This is a genomic window from Mucilaginibacter sp. Mucisp73, assembly GCF_059491465.1.
Genome location: NZ_CP168507.1, coordinates 4317589 through 4339340, shown reverse-complemented (window position 1 = coordinate 4339340; position 21752 = coordinate 4317589). Strand labels below are relative to the sequence as shown.

The following is a 21752-nucleotide window of genomic DNA, read 5'->3' as shown; positions in this document are numbered from 1 at the left end:
TGTAGCCCGAATAAGCAAATCTTCCCTTATTGTAACGGGTATTTTACATTTTTGTAATATTATTGTTTACTTTACAATTAATTAGGTAGCTTTAATCTTCCAATTATTTGTGTAATTCACAGCCTGCAACTTGTTAATGAAAAAGGGATCCTTCTGCTGCATTGTTCTTTGTTTGATCATTTCCTCGGCCCATGCCCAGTCGCCCATCAAAAATAAGATCCTCAATTATTCTTTAAAAAATGGTCTTTCTTTTGGTATTGTAAATAGCATTACACAGGATGATAAGGGTTTTATGTGGTTTGCCACCAATGATGGGCTCAATCGTTTTGACGGTACAACTTTTAAGATTTTTAAATCGCGCCTGGGCGATTCAACTGCGCTGGCCAGTAACTATGTACAAAAGGTTTTGTGCGATGTTCATGGCAGCATCTGGGTATCGTCAAGAAATGGCCTCAGCAAATTTGATAGCCGTACAGAAAAGTTTATCCATTATAAATTCACCTCTAACAGGGCCGTCAAAAACGATATCAGTAATATCATCCAAAGCCATGATGGTAATTTATGGATCACATCTTATGGGCAGGGATTTTCTTATTTCAATACCAAATCAGCAAAGGTTGTTAATTACACCCAAGCCAATTTGTCCCGGCTGTCAAGTAACAGGGTGCTTTGTTTGTACGAAGATTCAAGGGGCCTGGTATGGGTGGGTACACAGGAAGGCAGCATCAATGTTTTTAGCCATAAGGATGGTGTAATAGCTAACCTTGCGGGCGTAGGCCCTCCAATAGCCAACCTGCCGGGTACCCGGATCAATGACATTTTTGAAGATCATTTTCACAACATGTGGATAGCAACGGGAAGCGGGCTCGGCTACTACAACAGGCAATCAAATAAATTTACCTTACTGCAAACCAGTCAGCAGGGTATTAAAAGTAAACGATACATATCAGTTATTGAGGATAGTGATAAACAATTGCTTGTAGGTCTGCAGGATGGCGGTCTGTTTAAAGTTAACATTGGCACAAGTCCCAACTACAACATTAATAACTTTTTTCTTCAGCCGGTAACCGGCGATGATGGATATTACCTTACACAGCGCTCTGTTCAAACGCTTTATATAGATAAGGATAAAAATGTTTGGGTAGGTACCTATGGCGATGGCATTTACATGGTAAGCAGCATCAAGGAGAAATTTTCAAAGATTGCTAAAAAGCGATATGGGGCCAGCGGCGAAAGCTTGGTAAGGTTTTATGGCCTGTGCCAGGATAGCGACGGCTTTTTATGGCTGGGCACTGATGGCGAGGGGATTTACAAAACCAGCCACAACGGCACCCTGATAAAGCAATACAAAGCAGATGGGCAACCCGGCAGTATTACCGATAATGCCATTTTATTCGGCTATACCGATCAGGATGGTAATTTATGGTTTGGTACTTATGCAAAGGGACTTTTGCAATATAACAAGAAATCGGATTCGTTTGTCAACTACCTACACACCCAGGCAGATAACAAAAGCCTGGGTGGTAACGACGTACGGGTTATCTACCAGGACAAGCATAAAAATTTATGGATTGGCACCAACGGCGGCGGCTTGTGCCTGTTTAATGCCGTTACAAAAACTTTCACCAACTATACACCTGCCAATAGCGGACTTACTTCGTACGATGTAAGATCAATTGCTGAGGATGATAATGGTAATTTATGGGTTGGTACTTATGGCGGGGGACTTGATTTTTATAACGCCGGACAAAAGAAATTCAGCAGATATTTTAAACCCGCCGATGAAAAAAGCAATTTACCAGGTCAGGTGATATTTTCACTCCATCCCGACAAACAACACAGGTTATGGATAGGAACTGAAGGCGATGGACTAATTTCATACGATCTTCAAAACCGGGTTTTTAGAAAATTCAATGAAACTAATGGTCTGGCTAATAATACAGTATCGGCCATTAAGGAATCATCCGATGGTTCATTATGGCTAAGTACCAATAAAGGCTTATCAAACATTGATGTACGGAATAACAAGATCTTAAATTATGATCAGTCGGATGGGTTACAGGCCGGGCAGTTTAACGCAGGGTCTGTTTTGTTTGATTCTGCTAATGGATTGATGTATTTTGGAGGAACAGAAGGGCTTAACTTTTTTGACCCTGGAAAAGTAAATCAAAGCGACTATAAACCAAAAGTTATTATAACAGGATTACAAATTTTTGGTAAGCAGGTTGAAGTTGGCGGACTTGACAAGGACCGTACCGTATTGCCCGAAGCCATTAACCAAGCAAGGCAGATCACATTACAGCCTGATCAGTCGGTATTTTCTATCCAGTATGCTTCGTTAAATTATACCTATCCGGATAAAGGCGGGTTTGCTTATAAACTGGATGGCCTTGATAAAACCTGGAACTATGTTGGCGATCAGCGGCTTGCAACTTACCGCTACCTTGAACCCGGAGAATATACGTTCAGGGTAAAAGCATCCAACCAGGATGGTTTGTGGTTTGATAATTATGCTACATTACAGGTTAAGATCCTGCCGCCCTGGTATAAAACCTGGTGGGCTTATTTAATTTATATAGCAGCAGCTGGGGTTGTAACTTATTACTATATACTTTACAGAAACCGCCAAACCAGGCTTAAATACGAGGTTAAAGTAGCCCAGCTTTCTGCCGAAAAAGATAAGGAGCTTAACGAGCGTAAACTTTCCTTTTTTACCAACATCTCGCATGAATTCCGCACCCCATTAACGCTCATCATCAACCCGGTAAAGGATATGTTGTTCGGGAAGGGCGAGGTTACTGATGACGCCGGTAATTTGCATATCATTTATCGCAACGCACGGCGTCTTTTGAGTTTGGTTGATCAGCTTTTACTGTTCAGGAAAGCCGAAAGCGACACTGATAAGCTTAAAATAGTAAGGCTTAATATCGTATCGCTTTGTCATGAGGTGTTTTTGTGTTTTAACCATCAGGCGCGCACCAAACACATCCAGTTTGATTTTATTAGTGAAAAAGATGCTATAGAGATTTACGCAGACAGGGAGAAAATGGAAATAGCATTATTTAACCTGATCTCAAATGCGTTGAAGTTTACGCCAGAGTTTGGTATAGTAACCTGCACAATCACGGATTTTAACGACAAGATCACGATAGAAATAAAAGACAGCGGCTGTGGCATAGCCGAAGGTACCGGCGATCAGTTATTCGGCAAGTTTTACCAGCTGCAAAATTCGGTTCCGTTGGCAGGTGGCTTTGGTATCGGGCTTTATCTGGTTAAAGCATTTATTGAAAACCATAAAGGCAGCATCGGTTATACCAGCCAACAGGGACAGGGTACGATATTTCATGTATCGTTGTTAAAAGGCAGAGAACATTTTGGGCAGCAGTTTGTGTTTGAAGACGTTGCTGAAACTTCGGTATTCCTGGATGAACTGATGGAGAACAAGGGCGAATTGGCCGCCGTTGAGGTTGAAAATGCGGCTACTGCTAAAAGCCATGAAGCTTTAAGCTCTGATACTAAAACCATGCTGCTGATTGACGATAACCAGCAGATCCGTACTTACCTTAAACAAATTTTTACCGGCGAATTTGAGATTTTTGAGGCCGATAACGGCACGGATGGCCTGGAACTTGTTTATCACCTTGTACCCGATATCGTGATAAGCGACGTAATGATGCAGGGATTAAGCGGTATTGAGGTATGCAGCCGTATTAAGGAAGATCCTGTGCTGAACCACATCCCCGTGATATTGCTTACCGCCAGCTCCTCGCCCGAAATAAAGCTTAAAGGCATTGAAGGTGGTGCGGATGATTATATTAGCAAGCCTTTTGAAAAAGAGATCCTGGTGGCCCGTGTAAACGGGATTCTGAAGAGCAGGAACAACCTGCAAAAATATTTCTATAATGAAATAACCCTTAATAAATCAAATGATCTGAAGATCTCGCAGGAGTACAAAGAATTTTTAGAGAAATGTTTGCAGATAGTTGAACAGCACTTAACCGACCCGGATTTCAGCATTAAAACACTGGCTGCCGAAATAGGCATGAGCCACTCTAATTTGTACAAGCGGATCAAATCCATTTCCGGGCAATCGGCAAACAGTTTTATCCGTTTTATCCGCTTGCGTAAGGCTGCCGAGATCTTGCTGACAACCGATAGCACAGTTTACGAAACGGCCTACAAAGTGGGCTTAAATGACCTCAAATACTTCAGAGAACAATTCAACAAGCTGTTCGGTATAAATCCGTCCGATTACATTAAGAAATATCGTAAGCCATTTCACAACAATTACAACGTGAACCGGGATGTGATTAAAGAGAATTAATTGTGTTTATCGGTTGGTTTATTCACCTGTTACATATCTCGCGGGACCAACTTCCCTTCGGCTTCAGTTTCACAGCAAAGAGCTAAGAGTGGTTTTTGGGGCTCTTTTTTACCAAGTGATGAGGGGACGACAAGTGTAGCAATGTTTGGGGGCTAAATACTACAACTTATTTTTGTCCCCTTGCCAGTATTGATTTACCCCTCTTTAAAAAGCGCCCAAAATGCTGTTTTTAAGCGCTTTTTTATGAAATACCCCCTGTCTTATTCAGAATTTACCCCTCACTCATTTTTGCTTTAAAACGCAATTTAGCCCTACCAATAACCAAGGTTTAAACCAAACTTTTGTACCGTGTATAAATAATAAGGTCAAAATGGGGCGGTAGTATATCGATGCCGAATCCACTTTCTTGTTTTTATGCGCCTCGCTTTGCAAGGTTTGAGCCGATTAAAAAACCAATTTTTTAAAACCATATGAAACTAAATTTACATGTAAAGGATTCTCCCCATCGGAAAAGGTCACCCCGCTTTTTCGTAGTTGCGGCCGGCATGGCCGTTGCTTGTTTCGCTACAGTCCAAATGCCGGTAATGGCTTTTGCGGGTACCATTAATGAGCAGCGCTTACCTGATGCCAGGATTAGCGGTAAAGTAACCGACGAAAAAGGCGAAACATTACCAGGTGTAAGTGTATCCTTAAAAGGGACTTCAACAGGTGTAGTTACCGACATTAATGGCAAGTTTAGCCTTAATGTACCAAATGCTTCATCAGGTACGCTGGTATTTAGCTACATCGGTTACGCATCGCAAGAGGTTGCACTGAATGGACAAACCACCATTAATGTACAATTAACTGCCGATTCAAAATCATTGAACGAGGTAGTAGTTGTAGGTTACGGTACGCAGAAAAAGGCAACCTTAACAGGTTCCATTTCGCAGGTAAAAGGTGCCGAACTGGTAAAGAGTCCTCAGCCCAACTTATCTAACTCTATCGCCGGTCGTTTCTCGGGCGTTATTGTTAACAATCGCAGCGGTGAGCCTGGTTATGATGGTTCAAACATCACTGTACGTGGTTTGGCAACAACCGGCAGCAACAACGTGCTTATCGTAGTTGATGGTATTCCGGGCCAGATAGGCGGTTTGGAAAGGCTTGATCCTAACGATATCGAAAGCATGTCGGTATTGAAGGATGCGTCGGCTGCTATTTACGGTAACCGTGCTGCAAACGGTGTTATCCTCATCACCACCAAGCGTGGTAAAAGCGGTAAGCCGACCATCAATTACAGCTTTAACCAGGGTTTTGCTTCACCAACCCGTTTGCCAAAAATGGCTGATGCTGCAACCTACGCCCAGATCATGAACGAGATCAACCTCGATTCGAACCCGAATGGTGGCCCGAACCAGGCTTATACTACTGATCAGATCCAGAAATTCAAAGACGGATCGGATCCGTTAAACTATCCAAATACTGATTGGGAAAAACAAACGCTTAAAGGCACTGCCCTGCAAAATCAACACAGCCTATCGGTTAGCGGTGGTAGCGACGATGTTAAATATTTTGTTTCATTAGGTACCCTTTACCAGGATGGTATTTACAAAAGTGGTGTTACTAAGTATCATCAATATAATTTCCGCTCAAATATTGATGCAAATGTTACCAAGCGCTTAAAGGTAGGTTTATCATTATCTGGCCGTCAGGAAGACAGGCAGTTCCCGGTAACAGGTGCTGGTGATCTTTTCCGTTCTGTGTACAGGGCTAAACCTATTGTAGCAGCATATTATCCTAACGGGTTGCCAACAACGGGTATCGAAAATAATAATCCTGCTGTACAGGTAACCGATATTGGCGGTATTAACAATAATCCAACACAGGTTTTCAATGGTATTTTGAGAGGTAGCTACTCCATTCCGGGTATCGAAGGCCTTTCATTAGATGGTTTCTTTTCAGTAGATAAGTCTAATGCCTTTGATAAAAACTTCAGCAAGCCATATAACCTTTACAGTTACAACTCAACTACAAAAGTATATACTCCGGTAGTTGTTGGTGGTAATAACAGCAAACCAACATTGTTCGAATCGCAAAACAATCAATCGCTTATCACCTCAAATATAAAGTTGAATTATGTGAGGAAATTTGGTTTGCATGATATCAATGCCTTTGTTGGTTATGAGCAAAGTAAAAATCACCTTGAGTATTTTGATGCTACGCGTTATAATTATCTTTCATCACAACTGCCTGAGTTATCACAGGGTGGTAGTGCTGCTACCGATTACCTTAACTCGGGTTACAGTTCAAACTACAACCGTCGCAGTGTGATCAGCCGTTTAGCTTATGCTTATGACGAGAAATATTTGTTTGAAGGCCAGTTACGTGCAGATGGAAGCTCGATATTTCCATCAGGAAAGCAATGGGGCTACTTCCCGTCAGCTTCAGTAGGCTGGAGAATTTCGAAAGAAGACTTTTTCAAAAACAGCGTTACCTTTATCGACGATTTAAAACTAAGGGCCTCTTACGGTTCGTTGGGTAATGATAACGTGAACGGTTTCCAGTATTTTGATAACTATGTGCTGGTCAATAATGGCTTTGTAGCCAGTGCTCCGGGCAGTGGCTCAAATACTATTCAGCCAAACGTAAACCTGGTAAAGCTTGCAAATCCTAATATTACCTGGGAAGTTGCAAAAAAACTGGATATCGGTATCAACGCTACATTTTTACATAACTTCACAATTGAGGCTATCTACTTCCAGCAAAAAAGGTCTGATATCCTCGCTGCCAGGAATGCATCATTGCCAGGTACATCAGGCATCGTAAACCCTTACGGTTCTGATCCATTAGTGCCATCTGAAAACATTGGTAAAGTAAACAGCAATGGTTTTGAAGCTACGTTGGGCTATAACCATACCGGCCATGAATTTAGCTGGGGTGTGAGCGGTAATATTACCTATGCTAAAAGTAAGATCATTTTTATTGACGAAGCCAGCGGTACTTTAAGTTATCAGCGCCAAACTGGTCGTCCATTGGGTACTTCACTGCTTTATGATGCCATCGGTATCTTCCGTACCCAGGCAGATCTTGATGCTTATCCGCATGTAACCGGAGCCAAAGTAGGTGATCTGAAATATCTGGACTACAACAACGATGGCAAAATCACTGCTGATGACCAAACCCGTACCAAATACGGTAACATCCCGCAAATTACCTATGGCTTTAGCCTTAACGCAGCATACAAAGGGTTTGACCTTGCAGTATTGTTTGCAGGCCAGGCACAAGTTAGCCAATATGTTTTGCCTGAGGCGGGTAGCATAGGTAACTTCTACAGCAGTTGGGCCGATAATAGATTTAGTGCTACTAACACTAACGGAACCTATCCGCGTGTAACCGACCGTGCATCAAACGCCATCAGTGGTGGTTTATATAACAATACCTTCTGGCTTAATGATGCCTCGTTCCTGAGGTTAAAAAATGTGCAGTTAGGCTACAATTTCAACGCACCTTTCCTGTCCAAACTTAAAATTGGAGGTTTAAGGGTTTATGCAAGTGCGTTTAACCTGTTCACCATTACCAAAGTGAAGGATTACGATCCGGAAGGAACCAGTGGCAGCGGACAATTCTATCCGCAGCAGAGAATTTTGAACTTAGGTGTTAACGTGAAATTTTAATCAGAGACGATAATGAAACTACAATATAAAACCCCGCTATATTTAATGATATGCGGTATGATGAGCTTTACGGCTTGTAAAAAGAGCCTTTTAGATGTACAACCTACGGACAGGATTGCTACATCGGCCATTGAATCGGATACAGCAGTGTTTGAAGCTTATGTAACCAATCGCTATATCGGCGCTAAACTTCAGGACAAGGAAGGTGACGGATCAAACCCTGGTTTTGGCCGTGGCTTTGAATACAGCATGTGGAGTTCTTTAACCGATGAATCGATCTATAATAATGATGATGCTACCTGGCTTATCCAAAGAGGACAGCTGGCTCCGGAAAACTTAGGTGGTGCAGGTGTACTTTGGGCCCGAAGCTACCGCAGCATCAGGGAATGTAATTATGCTTTGAGCATCTTGCCGAAAATAGCGATGAGTGCCGGACATAAAAGACTTATTGAAGGTGAGCTTAAATTTATCAGGGCCTTCCGTTACCAGGATTTGATCCGTAACTATGGGGGGGTTGTTTTGATAGGTGATAAGGTTACCCAGCTTACCGATAATTTGCAGGATCCATCGCTGTTTAAGCGCGCATCTATAAAAGAGAGTATCGATTACGCTACTGCTCAGCTTGATGATGCAGCTTCAAAACTGCCTTTAAATAATGATGGTAGCTGGCTTTTGGGGCGTGCTACAAAAGGTGCGGCACTGGCTTTAAAGTCAAGACTAAAATTATATGCTGCAAGCCCATTATATGCTGCAGGTACCTGGGCCGATGCGGTTACCGCCGCACAGGCAGTTATCAGTTTGAATAAATATGGTATCTACACTGGTGGCTATAATAATCTGTTTTTAGTTAACGAAACCAACGAAACTATTTTTGAACGTTTATATACTAAAAATGCCAACCATACCCACCTTGAAATAGCCAACGGGCCAAATGGGTATGGCGGCTGGGCCGGTAATACACCGCTGCAAAACCTGGTTGATGATTATGAAATGGATAATGGTAAGGCCATTACCGACCCAACATCAGGTTATGATCCGACACACCCTTATGATCACCGCGACCCAAGGTTTGCAGCTACTGTATTATACAATGGTGCGATGTACAGGGGCCGGGCTATTGAATCTTTTATTCCAGGTGGTAAGGATAGCAAAGACGGAGCAGATAACTGGAATACTACCAAAACAGGTTATTACCTCAAAAAATATATGAATGATGCATATCCGCTTCAAAATCCGTGGGGTAACGCGGGCTTCCAGCCGTGGATCTATTTCCGTTATGCCGAGATCCTTTTAAACTTTGCTGAGGCAGCTAACGAAGCTTACGGACCGGATGTGATCCCTTCGGGTTCAACCTTATCTGCACGTACAGCGATTAATCTGATCCGTTCTCGTCCAAGTGTTAATATGCCGGCTTTGGCTTCAGGTATGTCGCAATCACAGATGCGTGATGCCGTACGTTACGAGCGTCGTGTTGAGCTGGCATTTGAAGAGCACCGTTTTTACGATGTACGCCGCTGGAAAATTGCTGATGTTACCGAAAATAAACCGGCGGGTGGGGTGATCATCACCAAAAACGCTGATGGCAGCTTTGCTTATACACCAAAAGTAGCCTTGGATGGCCGTTCTTTTGCAACCAAACATTATTGGTTGCCGATACCAAGGGCCGAGATCCAGGCGTCTGGTGGCCAATTGCAACAAAACGCTGGTTACTAATAACCAATATTCCGGGGGAAGAGCTTCTCTCTTCCCCCTTTTTTCTCCCAATTCTAACCTATAACAAATTATGAAGAACTTAAGTATTGCATTATTAGCGATGTGTTGTTTGGCGGCCGGGTGTAAAAAGGATATCGTATCAGTAAAAAAATCATCAAACCAGGATGAAGTAAAAACAGGAGATAAAACAGTAACCACAGATTCAACACCGGCAAGCGCGCTGAAAGGCGTGAACTGGGCTGCCGATGGTGATAACTTTAGTGATGGAATACTGGTATTAAGCGGCTTAACATCCGCCGATAGTTACGCCACGGTATCGGCTAAAGCTGATGCTGTATTAACAGGCATACAGGCTAATACAGGGGCAAATACGGTAAGGCTGCCTGTAAACTATTCAACCGTATCGCAAACCTGGTGGAACTCTTACACAGGTGTTATTGATAAAGCATTGAGCAAGGGGATGAATGTGATACTGGGTTATTGGGAAGCCAAATCATCCGAAGATGGGAAGATAGATAATACCACCGAATTTTGGTCGATGTGGCAAACCATTGTTACCAAATATGGCAGCAATGCCCACGTATACTTTGAAATATTTAACGAGCCGCATGGCTATTCTTTAACCGACTGGACAACCATCTGTGCCCAGTGGTTAAGCAATTATCCTTCCATCCCGCAGGGAAGGATACTGATCAGCGGTACTTCCTATTCGCAGGATATTACCGGTGTTGGTGCCGATAGCCGTTTTTCGGGCTGCCTTTTATCTATACATGATTATACCTTTTTCAGCAATGGCACATTGACAACCGCTTTGCAATGGGAAAATCGCTTAAAAGGCAATATCGGCGCCTATAGCAGCCGTGCGGTGCTTACCGAGTTTGGTATCCCGATGACAGGCGGTAAAAATTACACCGGCGCTATTGGCGGTGACCAGGAAATAGCATACCTGCAGGGTTTAACCAACCAGGCACGTGCTTACGGTATGGGGGCAGTTTACTGGCCGGGCGTACGTACCGGCGATAGCTATGCCATTCAACAACTAAGCGGCACAGGTACAAGCCTTACTGTATCAACCACAAATGCATCGGGGTTAAGTCGCATTAAATATGCCTGGGGAGTAGGTGCCGGTGGTACCGATACATTTTATACCGGTGCATACTACAGGTTTTTAAATGTTAACAGCGGCCAGGCGCTTGATGTTAATGGTGGGTCAACCACCAACGGCGCCGGCATCATACAATGGCCTCAAAACGGGGGCAATAACCAGCAATGGGTTATTGCTGCTAATGGCGGTGGCTATTATAAAATAACTAACCGCAACAGCACGCAGGCGCTTGATGTTAATATGAGTTCAACAGCCAATGGCGCGGGCATTATACAATGGCCGTGGAACGGCGGCAACAACCAGCAATGGCAGCTTACTACTACCAGCGATGGTATTTATAAAGTACTTAACCGTAACAGCGGGCTTGCGCTTGATGTTAACGGCGCATCAACCACAAATGGTGCAGGCATCATTCAGTGGCCTTATGGCGGCGCTACTAACCAGCAATGGCAAATAGTGCAACAATAATATTGCAATAAAACAGCGCTAAACAGTGCTGTTTTATTTGTTGATTTAAACACGATGATAATAAAAACTACTATAAAAAAAATACTGCTGGCTGCGGCCGTTTTGGGGATTAATATTCCTTTTGTAAGCGGCCAGGGCAAAGAAGTAACTATTGATATCAATTTTTCAAAAACGCACCAAACCATTAGCAATTTTGGTGCGTCGGATGCGTGGGCATGCCAGTTTGTGGGTAACTGGCCTGATGATAAGCGCAATAAAATTGCCGACCTGCTTTTTAGCCAGGATACCTATGCCAATGGATCGCCTAAAGGTATAGGCTTATCATTATGGAGGTTTAACATTGGTGCTGGCAGTACCCAGCAGGGAAACGAAAGTGGCATTAAGGACGAGTGGCGCCGTGCTGAATCGTTTTTAAATGGCGATGGCGGCTATAACTGGCAAAACCAGGCCGGGCAGTTGTGGTTTCTTGAGGCTGCCAAAAAGCGCGGGGTTAAGCAATTTTTAGGTTTTAATAACAGTCCGCTAGTGCAGTTTACCATTAACGGTAAGGCTTATGCTACCGATGGCAAAGTTAATATAGCCCCGGATAAGTATGATAGTTATGCCGTGTTCCTGGCTAAAGTTGTAAAGGGAGTTGAGCAGGTAACCAAAGTAAAATTTGATTACATAAGCCCGGTAAACGAACCGCAGTGGGATTGGAGCGATGGCGGTCAGGAAGGTGCCCCATATAATAATGCCGAGGTAGCAGGATTGATACGGGCCATCAATAAAGAATTCGTAAGTAATAAGATTAGCTCAAAGATTTTGGTTGGCGAGGCCGGGAGTATCAACTATTTATTTACTAAAGGTGATAAGCCGGGTAAAGGCAGTCAGATAACCGATTTTTTTAAACCGGGATCGGCCAATTACGTAGGCGACCTGCCTTCGGTAGCCAAAACTATCGCGGCGCACAGCTATTTCACTACGTCGCCAATGGCATCGTCAGTAAAAGCTCGCAGGGCATTGGCCGATAGTGTTGCGACTATTAATGGTCTTGATTTCTGGCAATCGGAGTATTGCATCTTAGGCGATAATGCGGGTGAGATAGACGGTAACAAGCGTGATCTAGGTATTGATGCCGCGCTTTATTTAGCATCGGTGATCCACACCGATCTTACAGCGGCCAACGCGTCGGCCTGGCAATGGTGGACAGCCATTTCGGCCTATGATTATAAGGATGGCCTCATCTACATCGACAAAAATAAAACCGACGGCAATTTTTACGGCAGTAAAATGCTTTGGGCCATGGGTAACTACAGCAGATTTGTTAAACCCGGAGCTGTGAGGGTTGATGCCGAAGTTTCATCAGTAGCCGAGGGAAAACCCTTGCTGGTATCGGCATTTAAAAATGGAAAAAACTTAACCGTGGTTGTAGTTAACCAGGGTGCCAATGAGGTAAGCGCGACATTCCATATAGATAATGCTAAAGTTCAGTTTACATCATCCTATTTAACATCGCAGGTTAATGAGCTTAAAGCCGGTAAAATAACCGGTGATAAGAATGTTGTTCCGGCACGTTCTATTGTCACGTTTACAGGTGTCATCAAATAGCATTTTATCTCTCTATCATCAAATGAAAAATAAAAAACATCTGCTTCTTTTTGTATTTGGCATGTTAATGCTGCCTGGCCTACTTAAGGCCCAGGGCATTGGCAAGCCGGTTTTATTTAATGCGGCATGGTCTTTCCACAAGGGCAATATCAGCACGGGGATCAGGGGGATCGCTTCCGAAACGCAATGGAGAACTGTCGATCTGCCGCATGACTGGAGTATTGAAGGTCCTTTTAGCGACGAATGGGCAAGTGCTACCGGTTATTTGCCCGGGGGGATTGGCTGGTACAAAAAGAGCTTCGCCGGTAATACTGCATGGAAGGGGAAGCAGGTTTATATTTACTTTGATGGCGTATATAAAAATAGCGAGGTATGGGTCAACGGGCATTATTTAGGTAAACGTCCAAATGGTTTTATTTCGTTTCAGTATGAGCTGACCAAGTATCTAAATTTAACTAGAAAAAATACGATAGCTGTAAGGGCAGATCATAGCGAATTTGCTGATTCGAGGTGGTATACCGGTTCTGGTATCTATCGTAATGTATACCTCATCGTTAAAGACCAGGTACACATAGCCCCCTGGGATGTGGCCTTTTCCACGCCCGATGTTTCGGCAGCTAAAGCTACAGCAAAAATTAAGGTGAGTGTTACCAACAGCGACAAAGTTGATGCTTCTGTATTAGTGAAAGTAAACCTGCTTGATGGGAAAGGAAAAGCGGCTATTGCCCTCCAAAAACAAATAAAAGCAAAACCGGGAGTACACGAGGTTGAGTTTGAGAAAGAATTATCGTCCCCCAAACTATGGGATACCGAAAAGCCCGAGCTCTATAAATTACAGGTTTCACTTAGCCGCAATGGTAAAGCATTTGACGAGGTAACGCAATCTGTAGGGATCCGCAGTATCCGTTTTGACAAGGATAAAGGTTTCTTTTTGAATGATAAAAGCACCAAGCTCAAAGGCGTATGTATCCATGATGATGCCGGTGCCCTGGGGGTAGCTGTTCCACAGGAGGTTTGGGTACGCAGGTTGAAATTATTAAAGGATGCGGGAGTAAACTCACTCAGGTTAAGCCATAACCCTCATGCAGATTATTTATACGATTTGTGCGATAAGATGGGCTTTTTAGTAATGGACGAAGCTTTTGATGAATGGGAGGTAGGAAAAAACAAATGGGTAGCAGGCTGGAATGTTGGTACGCCATCCAAAAACGGATACCACGAATATTTTAAAGAATGGGCAGACCGGGATGTAGCTGATATGGTACTGCGAGCGCGTAACCATCCATCTATCATTATGTGGAGCATTGGTAACGAAATAGATTACCCCAACGACCCATATACCCATGAGGTGTTAAACACGGGCCGCAACCCGCAGATCTATGGTAAGGGCTACCTGCCTGATCATCCAGCGGCAAGCGGGCTAACACCGATAGCCAAACAATTAGTTAAAGCTGTAAAAGCCGTTGATCAAACCCGCCCGGTAACGGCCGCGCTGGCCGGTGTGGTGATGTCGAACGAAATAGGCTACCCTGATGTATTAGATGTTGTGGGCTATAATTACCAGGAATACAGGTACCCTGAAGATCATAAAAAATACCCCAACCGGATCATTTACGGCAGTGAGAACGGCATGCAAAAACAAGCCTGGAACGCTGTTGACAGTAACGAATATATTTCGGCCCAATACCTGTGGACTGGTATAGATTACCTGGGTGAAGCCGGCAAATGGCCGCAACGCAGTAACGGAGCAGGACTTATTGACCTGGCCGGCTTTAAAAAGCCTGAATATTTCTTCAGGCAAAGTCTTTGGTCGGACAAGCCCATGGCTTATATAGGTGCACGTCCTATAACCGGGACCGATGACAAAGGGATCTGGAGCCACCGTACTGCCGAGCCTGTTTGGAATTGGCAATCTGGCAGTAAAGTAAAAGTTGATTGCTTTACCAATTGCCAGGAAACAGAATTGTTCCTGAACGGCAAATCCCTTGGCAAACAAACACGCGGCGCTGCAAGAGGGCAAGTTCCATCATGGCAGGTTGACTATGAGCCGGGCGAGCTGGTTGTTAAAGGTTTCAACAACGGCATTGAAGTATGTACCAATAGCATAAAAACAGCCGGCGATGCTTATCAACTTAAAACGGTAGCTGATAATACCCTGTTTAACCATAACACAAAAGGCTTGAGCCAGATTGAGGTTTACATTACCGATAAAAACGGGAACCCTGTATTTACTGCTACCGATGAGATAACAGTAACAATTAACGGTGCGGCTAAACTATTAGGCCTTGAAAGTGGCAGCAACAGCAGTCATGAAAGCTACCAATCAAATAAACGTAAAGCATTGCATGGGCGCTTGTTGGCCTACGTGCAAACTACAGGTAAACCTGGCGTTGTACAGGTTCAGTTTAGTGCCGGTAATCTTAAATCATCAACTATAAAATTAACCGTAAAATAGTCAACCCCTTTATACAAATAAAAACTAAAACCCTGCATTTTTTCAATTTATGAAACTTATAAAACTACTGTTCCTCTTTGTTATCCTGTTTGCATCCGCAAAGCTGCAGGCGCAAAATGCCAAGCATACTTTTGCTCTTGGCGATACCACATTTCTGCTTGATGGTAAACCGCTGCAGATCATTTCAGGCGAAATGCACTATACCCGCGTTCCGCGCGAGGCTTGGCGCCAGCGTATGAAAATGGCCAAAGCAATGGGTTTAAATACTATTGGCACCTATGTTTTCTGGAATGTTCACGAGCCACAAAAAGGGCATTATGATTTTACAGGCAATCATGATATTGCTGAGTTTGTTAAAATAGCAAAGGAGGAAGGCCTTTGGGTGATACTGCGCCCAAGCCCGTACGTTTGCGCCGAATGGGAGTTTGGCGGCTATCCTTACTGGCTTGAAAAAGAGCAGGGCTTAGTGGTGCGCAGCAAGGAGCCTAAATACCTGGAAGCTTATAAAAAATATCTTACCCAGGTAGGTAAGCAGCTGTCACCCCTGCTGGTGAACCACGGCGGCAATATTTTAATGGTACAGATAGAGAATGAATACGGGTCGTACGGCAGCGATAAAGATTATCTGGCCCTTAACCGCAAAATGTTTATAGACGCCGGTTTTGACGGCCAGCTTTACACCTGCGACCCTGAACCAGCTATAAAGGATGGTCATTTACCGGGCTTGCTGCCTGCTATAAACGGTGTTGATGATGTAACAAAAGTTAAAAAATTGATCGGCGAAAATTATAATGGCAAAGGCCCTTATTTTATTGCCGAATGGTACCCGGCCTGGTTTGACTGGTGGGGAACCGCGCATCATACTGTACCGGCGGCTAAATTTATACCAAAGCTTGATTCTGTATTGGCAGCAGGTATTTCCATTAACATGTATATGTTTCATGGCGGTACAACACGCGGCTTCATGAACGGTGCAAACTATAATGATCAAAATCCATATGAACCGCAAATCAGTAGTTATGATTATGATGCCCCGCTTGACGAGGCAGGTAACGCTACCGACAAGTTCATGAAGTTTAGAGAGGTGATTAGTAAACACCTTCCGGCAGGCGTAACCCTGCCCGAAGTTCCGGCTGCTAAACCTGCTATGGGTTTGCCTGCAATTAAATTTACCAAATCAACCAGTTTGTTTAATGTGTTGCCGCTCGCGAAGACCAACAACACTCCGCTTACTTTTGAAGACCTGAACCAGGCTTACGGTTTTGTGTTGTATCGTACAACCATTAACGGCGGCAAATCTGGTCTGCTTAAACTGAAAGACCTGCGCGATTATGGTATGATCTTCGTAAATGGTAAACGTGTAGGGATACTCGACAGGCGCAAATACCAGGACAGCTTGATGATCAGCTTACCAAAAGGAAAGGTGACACTGGATATTTTGGTTGAAAACCTTGGCCGCATCAATTTTGGGCCTTATCTGCTGAAAAACAAAAAGGGTGTTACCGAAAAAGTACTTTTTGGCGGTACTGAGCTGAAAAACTGGAAAATGTATTCACTGCCTTTTGATGATATCAATAAAGTGAAAACAAATCCGGCAATTAAAAAGGTTGCAGCTAACAACACACCACAATTGAAAAAAGCAGTTTTCAAGGTTGATAAATTGGCCGATACCTATCTTGATATGAGTACATGGGGTAAGGGCATTGTTTGGCTCAACGGACACAACTTAGGCCGCTATTGGAATTGCGGTCCGCAGCAAACCCTGTATGTGCCGGTTGAATGGCTCAAAAAAGGTAACAATGAAATTACCGTACTTGAACTGATAAAACCATCAGAAAATACATTGAATGCTATTGATCACCCTGTTTTGGATGTTTTAGGGAAATAGGGCCAGGGTAGTCAATTAAAAAGAGGGGGCTGTTACTTTAAAGAAAAAGTAGCAGCTCCTTTTTTTTTATATTACAATTCAGCTAATCAGCTTTAGCATGCTTTAACAGGTGTATACCAATGAGGTATGGCATTATAAAAGGAATGGCCGGTATAGCAACAAGAAAACCGGCGGTGCCGAATGGCTCGGGCCAGTAGGATGGTAATAAAACCAGCACCATGCCGATTAAACCGAAGATGATATAATACCGGCAGGCAACCGGATTAAAAAGCCCGGTGACTTTAAGTGAAACGGCAAAAAATACGGTACCAAGGTACATCAGTAATACTTCGGCTATACTGATCACATAAAATAAACTTTTTATTGGCCCATGCAAGTCCGGACGTTTTGAAACACCTGATTGTATAAACACCCGGAATGCATCGGTTAGGTAATACCCCCAAAAAGCCATGTTGATGATAAAGAGTGGCAATGAAAGATTAATCGCTGCTGAAGCCATTACCGAATATAGATTTTCGCCTGCCGCCTGTAATTTTACTTTCAACAATGCCGAACCCAGCGCGAATAAAATACCGCCGGCAATGAGTATAGTATACCGGATCTGCTGCTCGGCAGCGGAATTAACCCAACCTTGTAAGGTTGCAGGAGGTGGCCCCATTCCCGCGAAAATGGAAAGGAATAGCCAGGGCATAAACAACATTAAAGCTGTAACTACCTGATGTTTTGTTTCCCGGTTATCACTACTAAAGTTGCGCGCACCCAGGTTCCATATCGCGGTTATCATGAAACAGGCGTTAACAATCCAAACCGGTAAATAAATTTTATAGCTTATATGGCCCACGCCAAAGCCAATAGCCATAACTACTAATGGCACCAGGCATAAGTAAACCAGGCTCAGTTTCTGTTTAAAAGTAAGCGACTTCATAATCGTTAGTTAAACGGGTAGTTAAAATTTTTTATAAACATCAAGCGGTGGGCCCACCCGCTCAAAACCATGTTGTTTCCTGAATTCATCAAGTTCGGCTTCGGATTTACCTTTCATCAAACCATCGCTCAGTGCCTGGAAACAAGCTTCCATTTTACCGGCCGGCTGAAACGTGGTAATCATTTTGGCAGGCGTATCATCGCCTATTTTCGTAAACGCATGCGGAACGCCCCGCGGTCCAAATACGCTGTCGCCCGGTTTGGCATGGAATAGCTGGTCGCCTACTTTTATTTGAAATTCACCTTCTAAAATATACCACCATTCGTCCTGTTCATAATGTACGTGCAGGTTAGGCCCGCCTTTTTTAACCCGGGTTGATTCATAAACATACATATCACCATCAGTATCCCTGGTTGAAACTTTGGTATAGAAAGTATCACCATCAAATAAGTGCATTGGATTTTCAGCGCGATCAGCTCCTGCATCGGTTTTACAGCCTTTCTTTTCCCTGGTTTTGAGTATGTTGTCGGCAACTCCATCAAATGGAATGGCTAAAAATGTGGCAGCGCCCATCAAAGTGCGTACAAATGTATTCCGTTTCATATCGGATTGTTTTGATTATAAATATTGCTTCAGAAGGTATACAAAGAAAGATCAGCGGGAGTGAAAATACTTTTGAGTTTGTTACAAATACTTTCTGGTTCGTAACATTTTAAACCTGTGTGTTGGGCAGTCGGTTGTACTTGCTATGCCTTGTTGCGCTTTAGGCAATTAGCCGGGGTGGAAAAACCAAAGCGAGTCATTGAAATGGCAGTGGGATCAAAAAAAATAAAGCGGGTACATGGAAAACCAGCCCCGCTTTATCTAAAAACATTTTTAACAGTGATTAAGCTGCTGCGTTTTTCTTTTCGGTAACTTCTTTACGGATATCCGTAGCTAATACTTTTAATTGTTGCATAGCGTTACGCAACCTTGTACCGGCAGCTTTGTTACCTTTTTCATAAAAGCTTGCCGCATCAGCTTCAGCAGCTGCGATTACTTCTTTCACTTTTTCGAAATTTATCATTTTTTTATTTTTTAAGGCCGCAAATGTAGGGAATATAAGTTTATAGGTAAAATGGGCTTTTCATACTTAAAGTATTCCGTTGCGGTGTAATTAAAATAGTAAAGCCTTTCGCATAAACGGAAAGGCTTTACTGTTATTATGGATAACAAGAGGTTATTTAACCGCCCATTCATGGATCCCGGTAGAATTATCGACCGGTAACTGGATTTCCATCCGTAAAGCTGTAGTGGCAACCGGTTCAAATGTAACCACGTTAAAACTGTCTTTACTTATGGTATAAGGTGTGGTGTTTTTCACCGGAACCCACTGCCCGTCTTTTTTATACAGGATCTTGTACGATACCGGGATGCGGCAGCCACCCCATGGGCCGTCATCATACCAGTAAACTTTTGATTCACTAACGGTGTGTTCAGTATCAAAATCATACTGCACAAACTCATTGGTGTTTTTTGCAGGCCACCAGTGCAGGTATGGGTAGTTGGTATCTTTGGAATCGGCGGGTTCATACTGGTCTTTTATTGCAGCAAACATCCTTACGTTTTTTAACGACGCGCTTACTTTGCTGGTGCTGGCAATGGTAGGTGCCGGTTTTGGCCGCACTGCCGAAGTTTCATAAGGGATCCAAACGGTCATTTCGCTGGGACCGCGATTGGCCCAGGCATAGTAGGGGATAGCCTTCACCATTTGGTCGGTTTGTAAAATGCTGTCGGTTTTTAGTTGGCGTTTGGCGCTTTTTCCTTCGGCACTGATTACATCAACGCCGTTGAGCAGGTCGGCATGATAGTTGGCATCGGCAATGGCGTTTTTATCAATCAATATGTTTTGCACCAGGCTGTCTTTGTTATCCGGGCCTTCAAGACAATAAACAATTGGGCCACGCTCAAAGGCAAATCTGCCGCGGTCATCTTTAACCTGTTGATTGGCCAATACCTTTTCAGTTTCCATCGGTAATAAAAGTGAAACCTTATCGCCTTTTTTCCAGGTGCGTTTTAATACGGCGTAGCCTTTTTCTGTTTCAAATGATTTTGCCTGCCCGTTGATCATCAATGTAAGCGGGAAAGACTTCTTATCCATGAAGGTATACAGATCGCCGGGTACAGGTTGTTGCTTTGCCCAGCCCGGGATACGTACCCTTAATGTAAATTCACCCGCTTTATCCGGGTTAACAGTGATATCCACCCTGCCTTTCCATGGGTAATCCGTTTGCTGTACTATGTTCACGTTACCCTCAGTAAGTTTGATATTACTTGAGTTGCTCATAAACAGGTTAACGTACAGGTCGTTTTTGTTTTTGGCATACACATAACCCGGTAATGAAGGTAAAAATCGGGTCATGTTGCTGATACAGCAGGCGCAGCTGATCCATGCGCTGCGCTGGTGCTGGAACATGGAAGCCAGCGGATTTGGATAGAAAAATCTGTTACCACTCAACGAGACGCCCGATAACAGGCCATTATAAAGCGTACGTTCAAGCACATCAATATATTTCGAATCGCCATGCAGTAAAAACATCCTATTGTTCCAGTAAACGTTGCCAATGGCCGCACAGGTTTCTGCATAGGCCGACATATTAGGCAATTGATATGCCTCGCCAAAAGCTTCACCTGCCCCGGTTGCACCGATGCCGCCGGTGATGTATAATTTCTTGGTTACCACATCGCTCCAGATATCATCTATGGCTGCCAAATATTTGGTATTACCTGTCAATGCAGCAATATCGGCCATGCCGGTGTACATGTAAGCAGCCCGTACCGCGTGCCCTTCGGCTTCATGCTGGTCAACTACCTTTTTATCGGCCTGGTTGTAAGCATCTCCTTTTGGTCCGCGTACATCTAAAAAGAATTTAGCCAGGTCAAGGTATTGTTTGTTGCCGGTAACCCGGTACATTTTTGAAAGACCGATCTCCACTATCTGATGGCCCGGATACTCCTCAATTTTGCCCGGCCCGAAGGTTTTAACCAGCAGGTCAGCATTTTTTATGGCAATGTTGAGCAATGTGCGTTTACCGGTTGCCTGGTAATGTGCTACAGCGGCTTCATAAAGGTGGCCTGCGTTATATAGCTCATGACTTAGATCTTCTTCCTTTTCCCAGCGTTTGGAACCTATCCATTCATGCGGCTTTTTGGCGTTAACAGTCCTGAAAGTGTATAGATAGCCATCTGGCTCCTGGGCCGCGCCAATAATGGAGATGAGGCTATCAATGGATTTATCAAGCTGCGGGTTCCTTTTATTCTGCATAGAATAGGATGCACCTTCAATGGCCTTATAAACGTCTGTATCATCAAACGGAAACTCACTTAGTTTATCGCCACCCAGTTTTTTTGCCGCACGTAAAAAGTTATCCATACGCCCGTTTGCCTTACATTGCGCCAGCACATACGGAATGGTAACGGTGGCATTTACTTCCATTTTGGGCTGCCAAAAGTTGTCATTTACATGCACGCTGGTGAAGACAACAGGTTGAATAGGGTAATCTTTTTGCTGTGCCAATACCGGACTTGTAAGTGCAGCCAATGAAAGGGCAAGCACACCGACAGCTTTTTGTTTATTGATCATGATATTCAA

General features: G+C 43.7%; 11 protein-coding genes. 7 read left to right on the top strand and 4 right to left on the bottom strand.

The genetic code is table 11. The annotated features are described in order from the left end of the window. The first annotated feature begins 136 nt into the window (after window positions 1–136). The 7 genes from ACEN82_RS18025 (at window position 137) to ACEN82_RS17995 (ending at window position 17196) form a co-directional block, all read left to right on the top strand. Complete coding sequence (locus ACEN82_RS18025; RefSeq protein ID WP_413320370.1) at window positions 137–4324, top strand: hybrid sensor histidine kinase/response regulator transcription factor; 4188 nt, start codon at window positions 137–139, stop codon at window positions 4322–4324. Between the two features lie 470 nt (window positions 4325–4794). Then, window positions 4795–7977 carry a SusC/RagA family TonB-linked outer membrane protein gene (locus tag ACEN82_RS18020; protein WP_413320372.1) on the top strand — a complete coding sequence of 1061 codons (3183 nt, stop codon included), beginning with the start codon at window positions 4795–4797 and terminating at the stop codon, window positions 7975–7977. A gap of 12 nt (window positions 7978–7989) precedes the next feature. Continuing rightward, on the top strand, window positions 7990–9690 hold the full coding sequence (locus ACEN82_RS18015) for a RagB/SusD family nutrient uptake outer membrane protein (RefSeq protein WP_413320374.1): 1701 nt from the start codon (window positions 7990–7992) through the stop codon (window positions 9688–9690). A gap of 70 nt (window positions 9691–9760) precedes the next feature. Then, on the top strand, window positions 9761–11263 hold the full coding sequence (locus ACEN82_RS18010) for an RICIN domain-containing protein (RefSeq protein ID WP_413320376.1): 1503 nt from the start codon (window positions 9761–9763) through the stop codon (window positions 11261–11263). 54 nt (window positions 11264–11317) lie between these two features. Continuing rightward, window positions 11318–12853, top strand: a complete 1536-nt coding sequence (locus ACEN82_RS18005) for a glycoside hydrolase (protein ID WP_413320378.1) — start codon at window positions 11318–11320, stop codon at window positions 12851–12853. Between the two features lie 22 nt (window positions 12854–12875). After that, window positions 12876–15308, top strand: a complete 2433-nt coding sequence (locus tag ACEN82_RS18000) for a glycoside hydrolase family 2 TIM barrel-domain containing protein (protein WP_413320380.1) — start codon at window positions 12876–12878, stop codon at window positions 15306–15308. A gap of 49 nt (window positions 15309–15357) precedes the next feature. Then, a complete protein-coding gene (locus ACEN82_RS17995) occupies window positions 15358–17196 on the top strand; it encodes a glycoside hydrolase family 35 protein (protein WP_413320382.1) in 1839 nt (612 codons plus the stop codon). Between the two features lie 82 nt (window positions 17197–17278). Here ACEN82_RS17995 and ACEN82_RS17990 read toward each other — a convergent pair whose 3' ends face one another. The 4 genes from ACEN82_RS17990 to ACEN82_RS17975 form a co-directional block, all read right to left on the bottom strand. After that, window positions 17279–18121: a hypothetical protein gene (locus ACEN82_RS17990; RefSeq protein WP_413320384.1), complete on the bottom strand. Its 843-nt coding sequence runs from the start codon at window positions 18119–18121 to the stop codon at window positions 17279–17281. Between the two features lie 21 nt (window positions 18122–18142). After that, window positions 18143–18724, bottom strand: coding sequence for a cupin domain-containing protein (locus ACEN82_RS17985; RefSeq protein ID WP_413320386.1), 582 nt, complete (start codon window positions 18722–18724; stop codon window positions 18143–18145). 283 nt (window positions 18725–19007) lie between these two features. Then, window positions 19008–19187 (bottom strand): BF3379 family histone-like protein, encoded by a 180-nt coding sequence (locus ACEN82_RS17980; RefSeq protein ID WP_090532015.1) that lies wholly within the window; start codon window positions 19185–19187, stop codon window positions 19008–19010. A gap of 153 nt (window positions 19188–19340) precedes the next feature. Further along, entirely contained in the window at window positions 19341–21743 is a 2403-nt protein-coding gene (locus ACEN82_RS17975; protein WP_413320388.1) for a glycoside hydrolase family 127 protein, read from the bottom strand. Window positions 21744–21752: the final 9 nt, after the last annotated feature.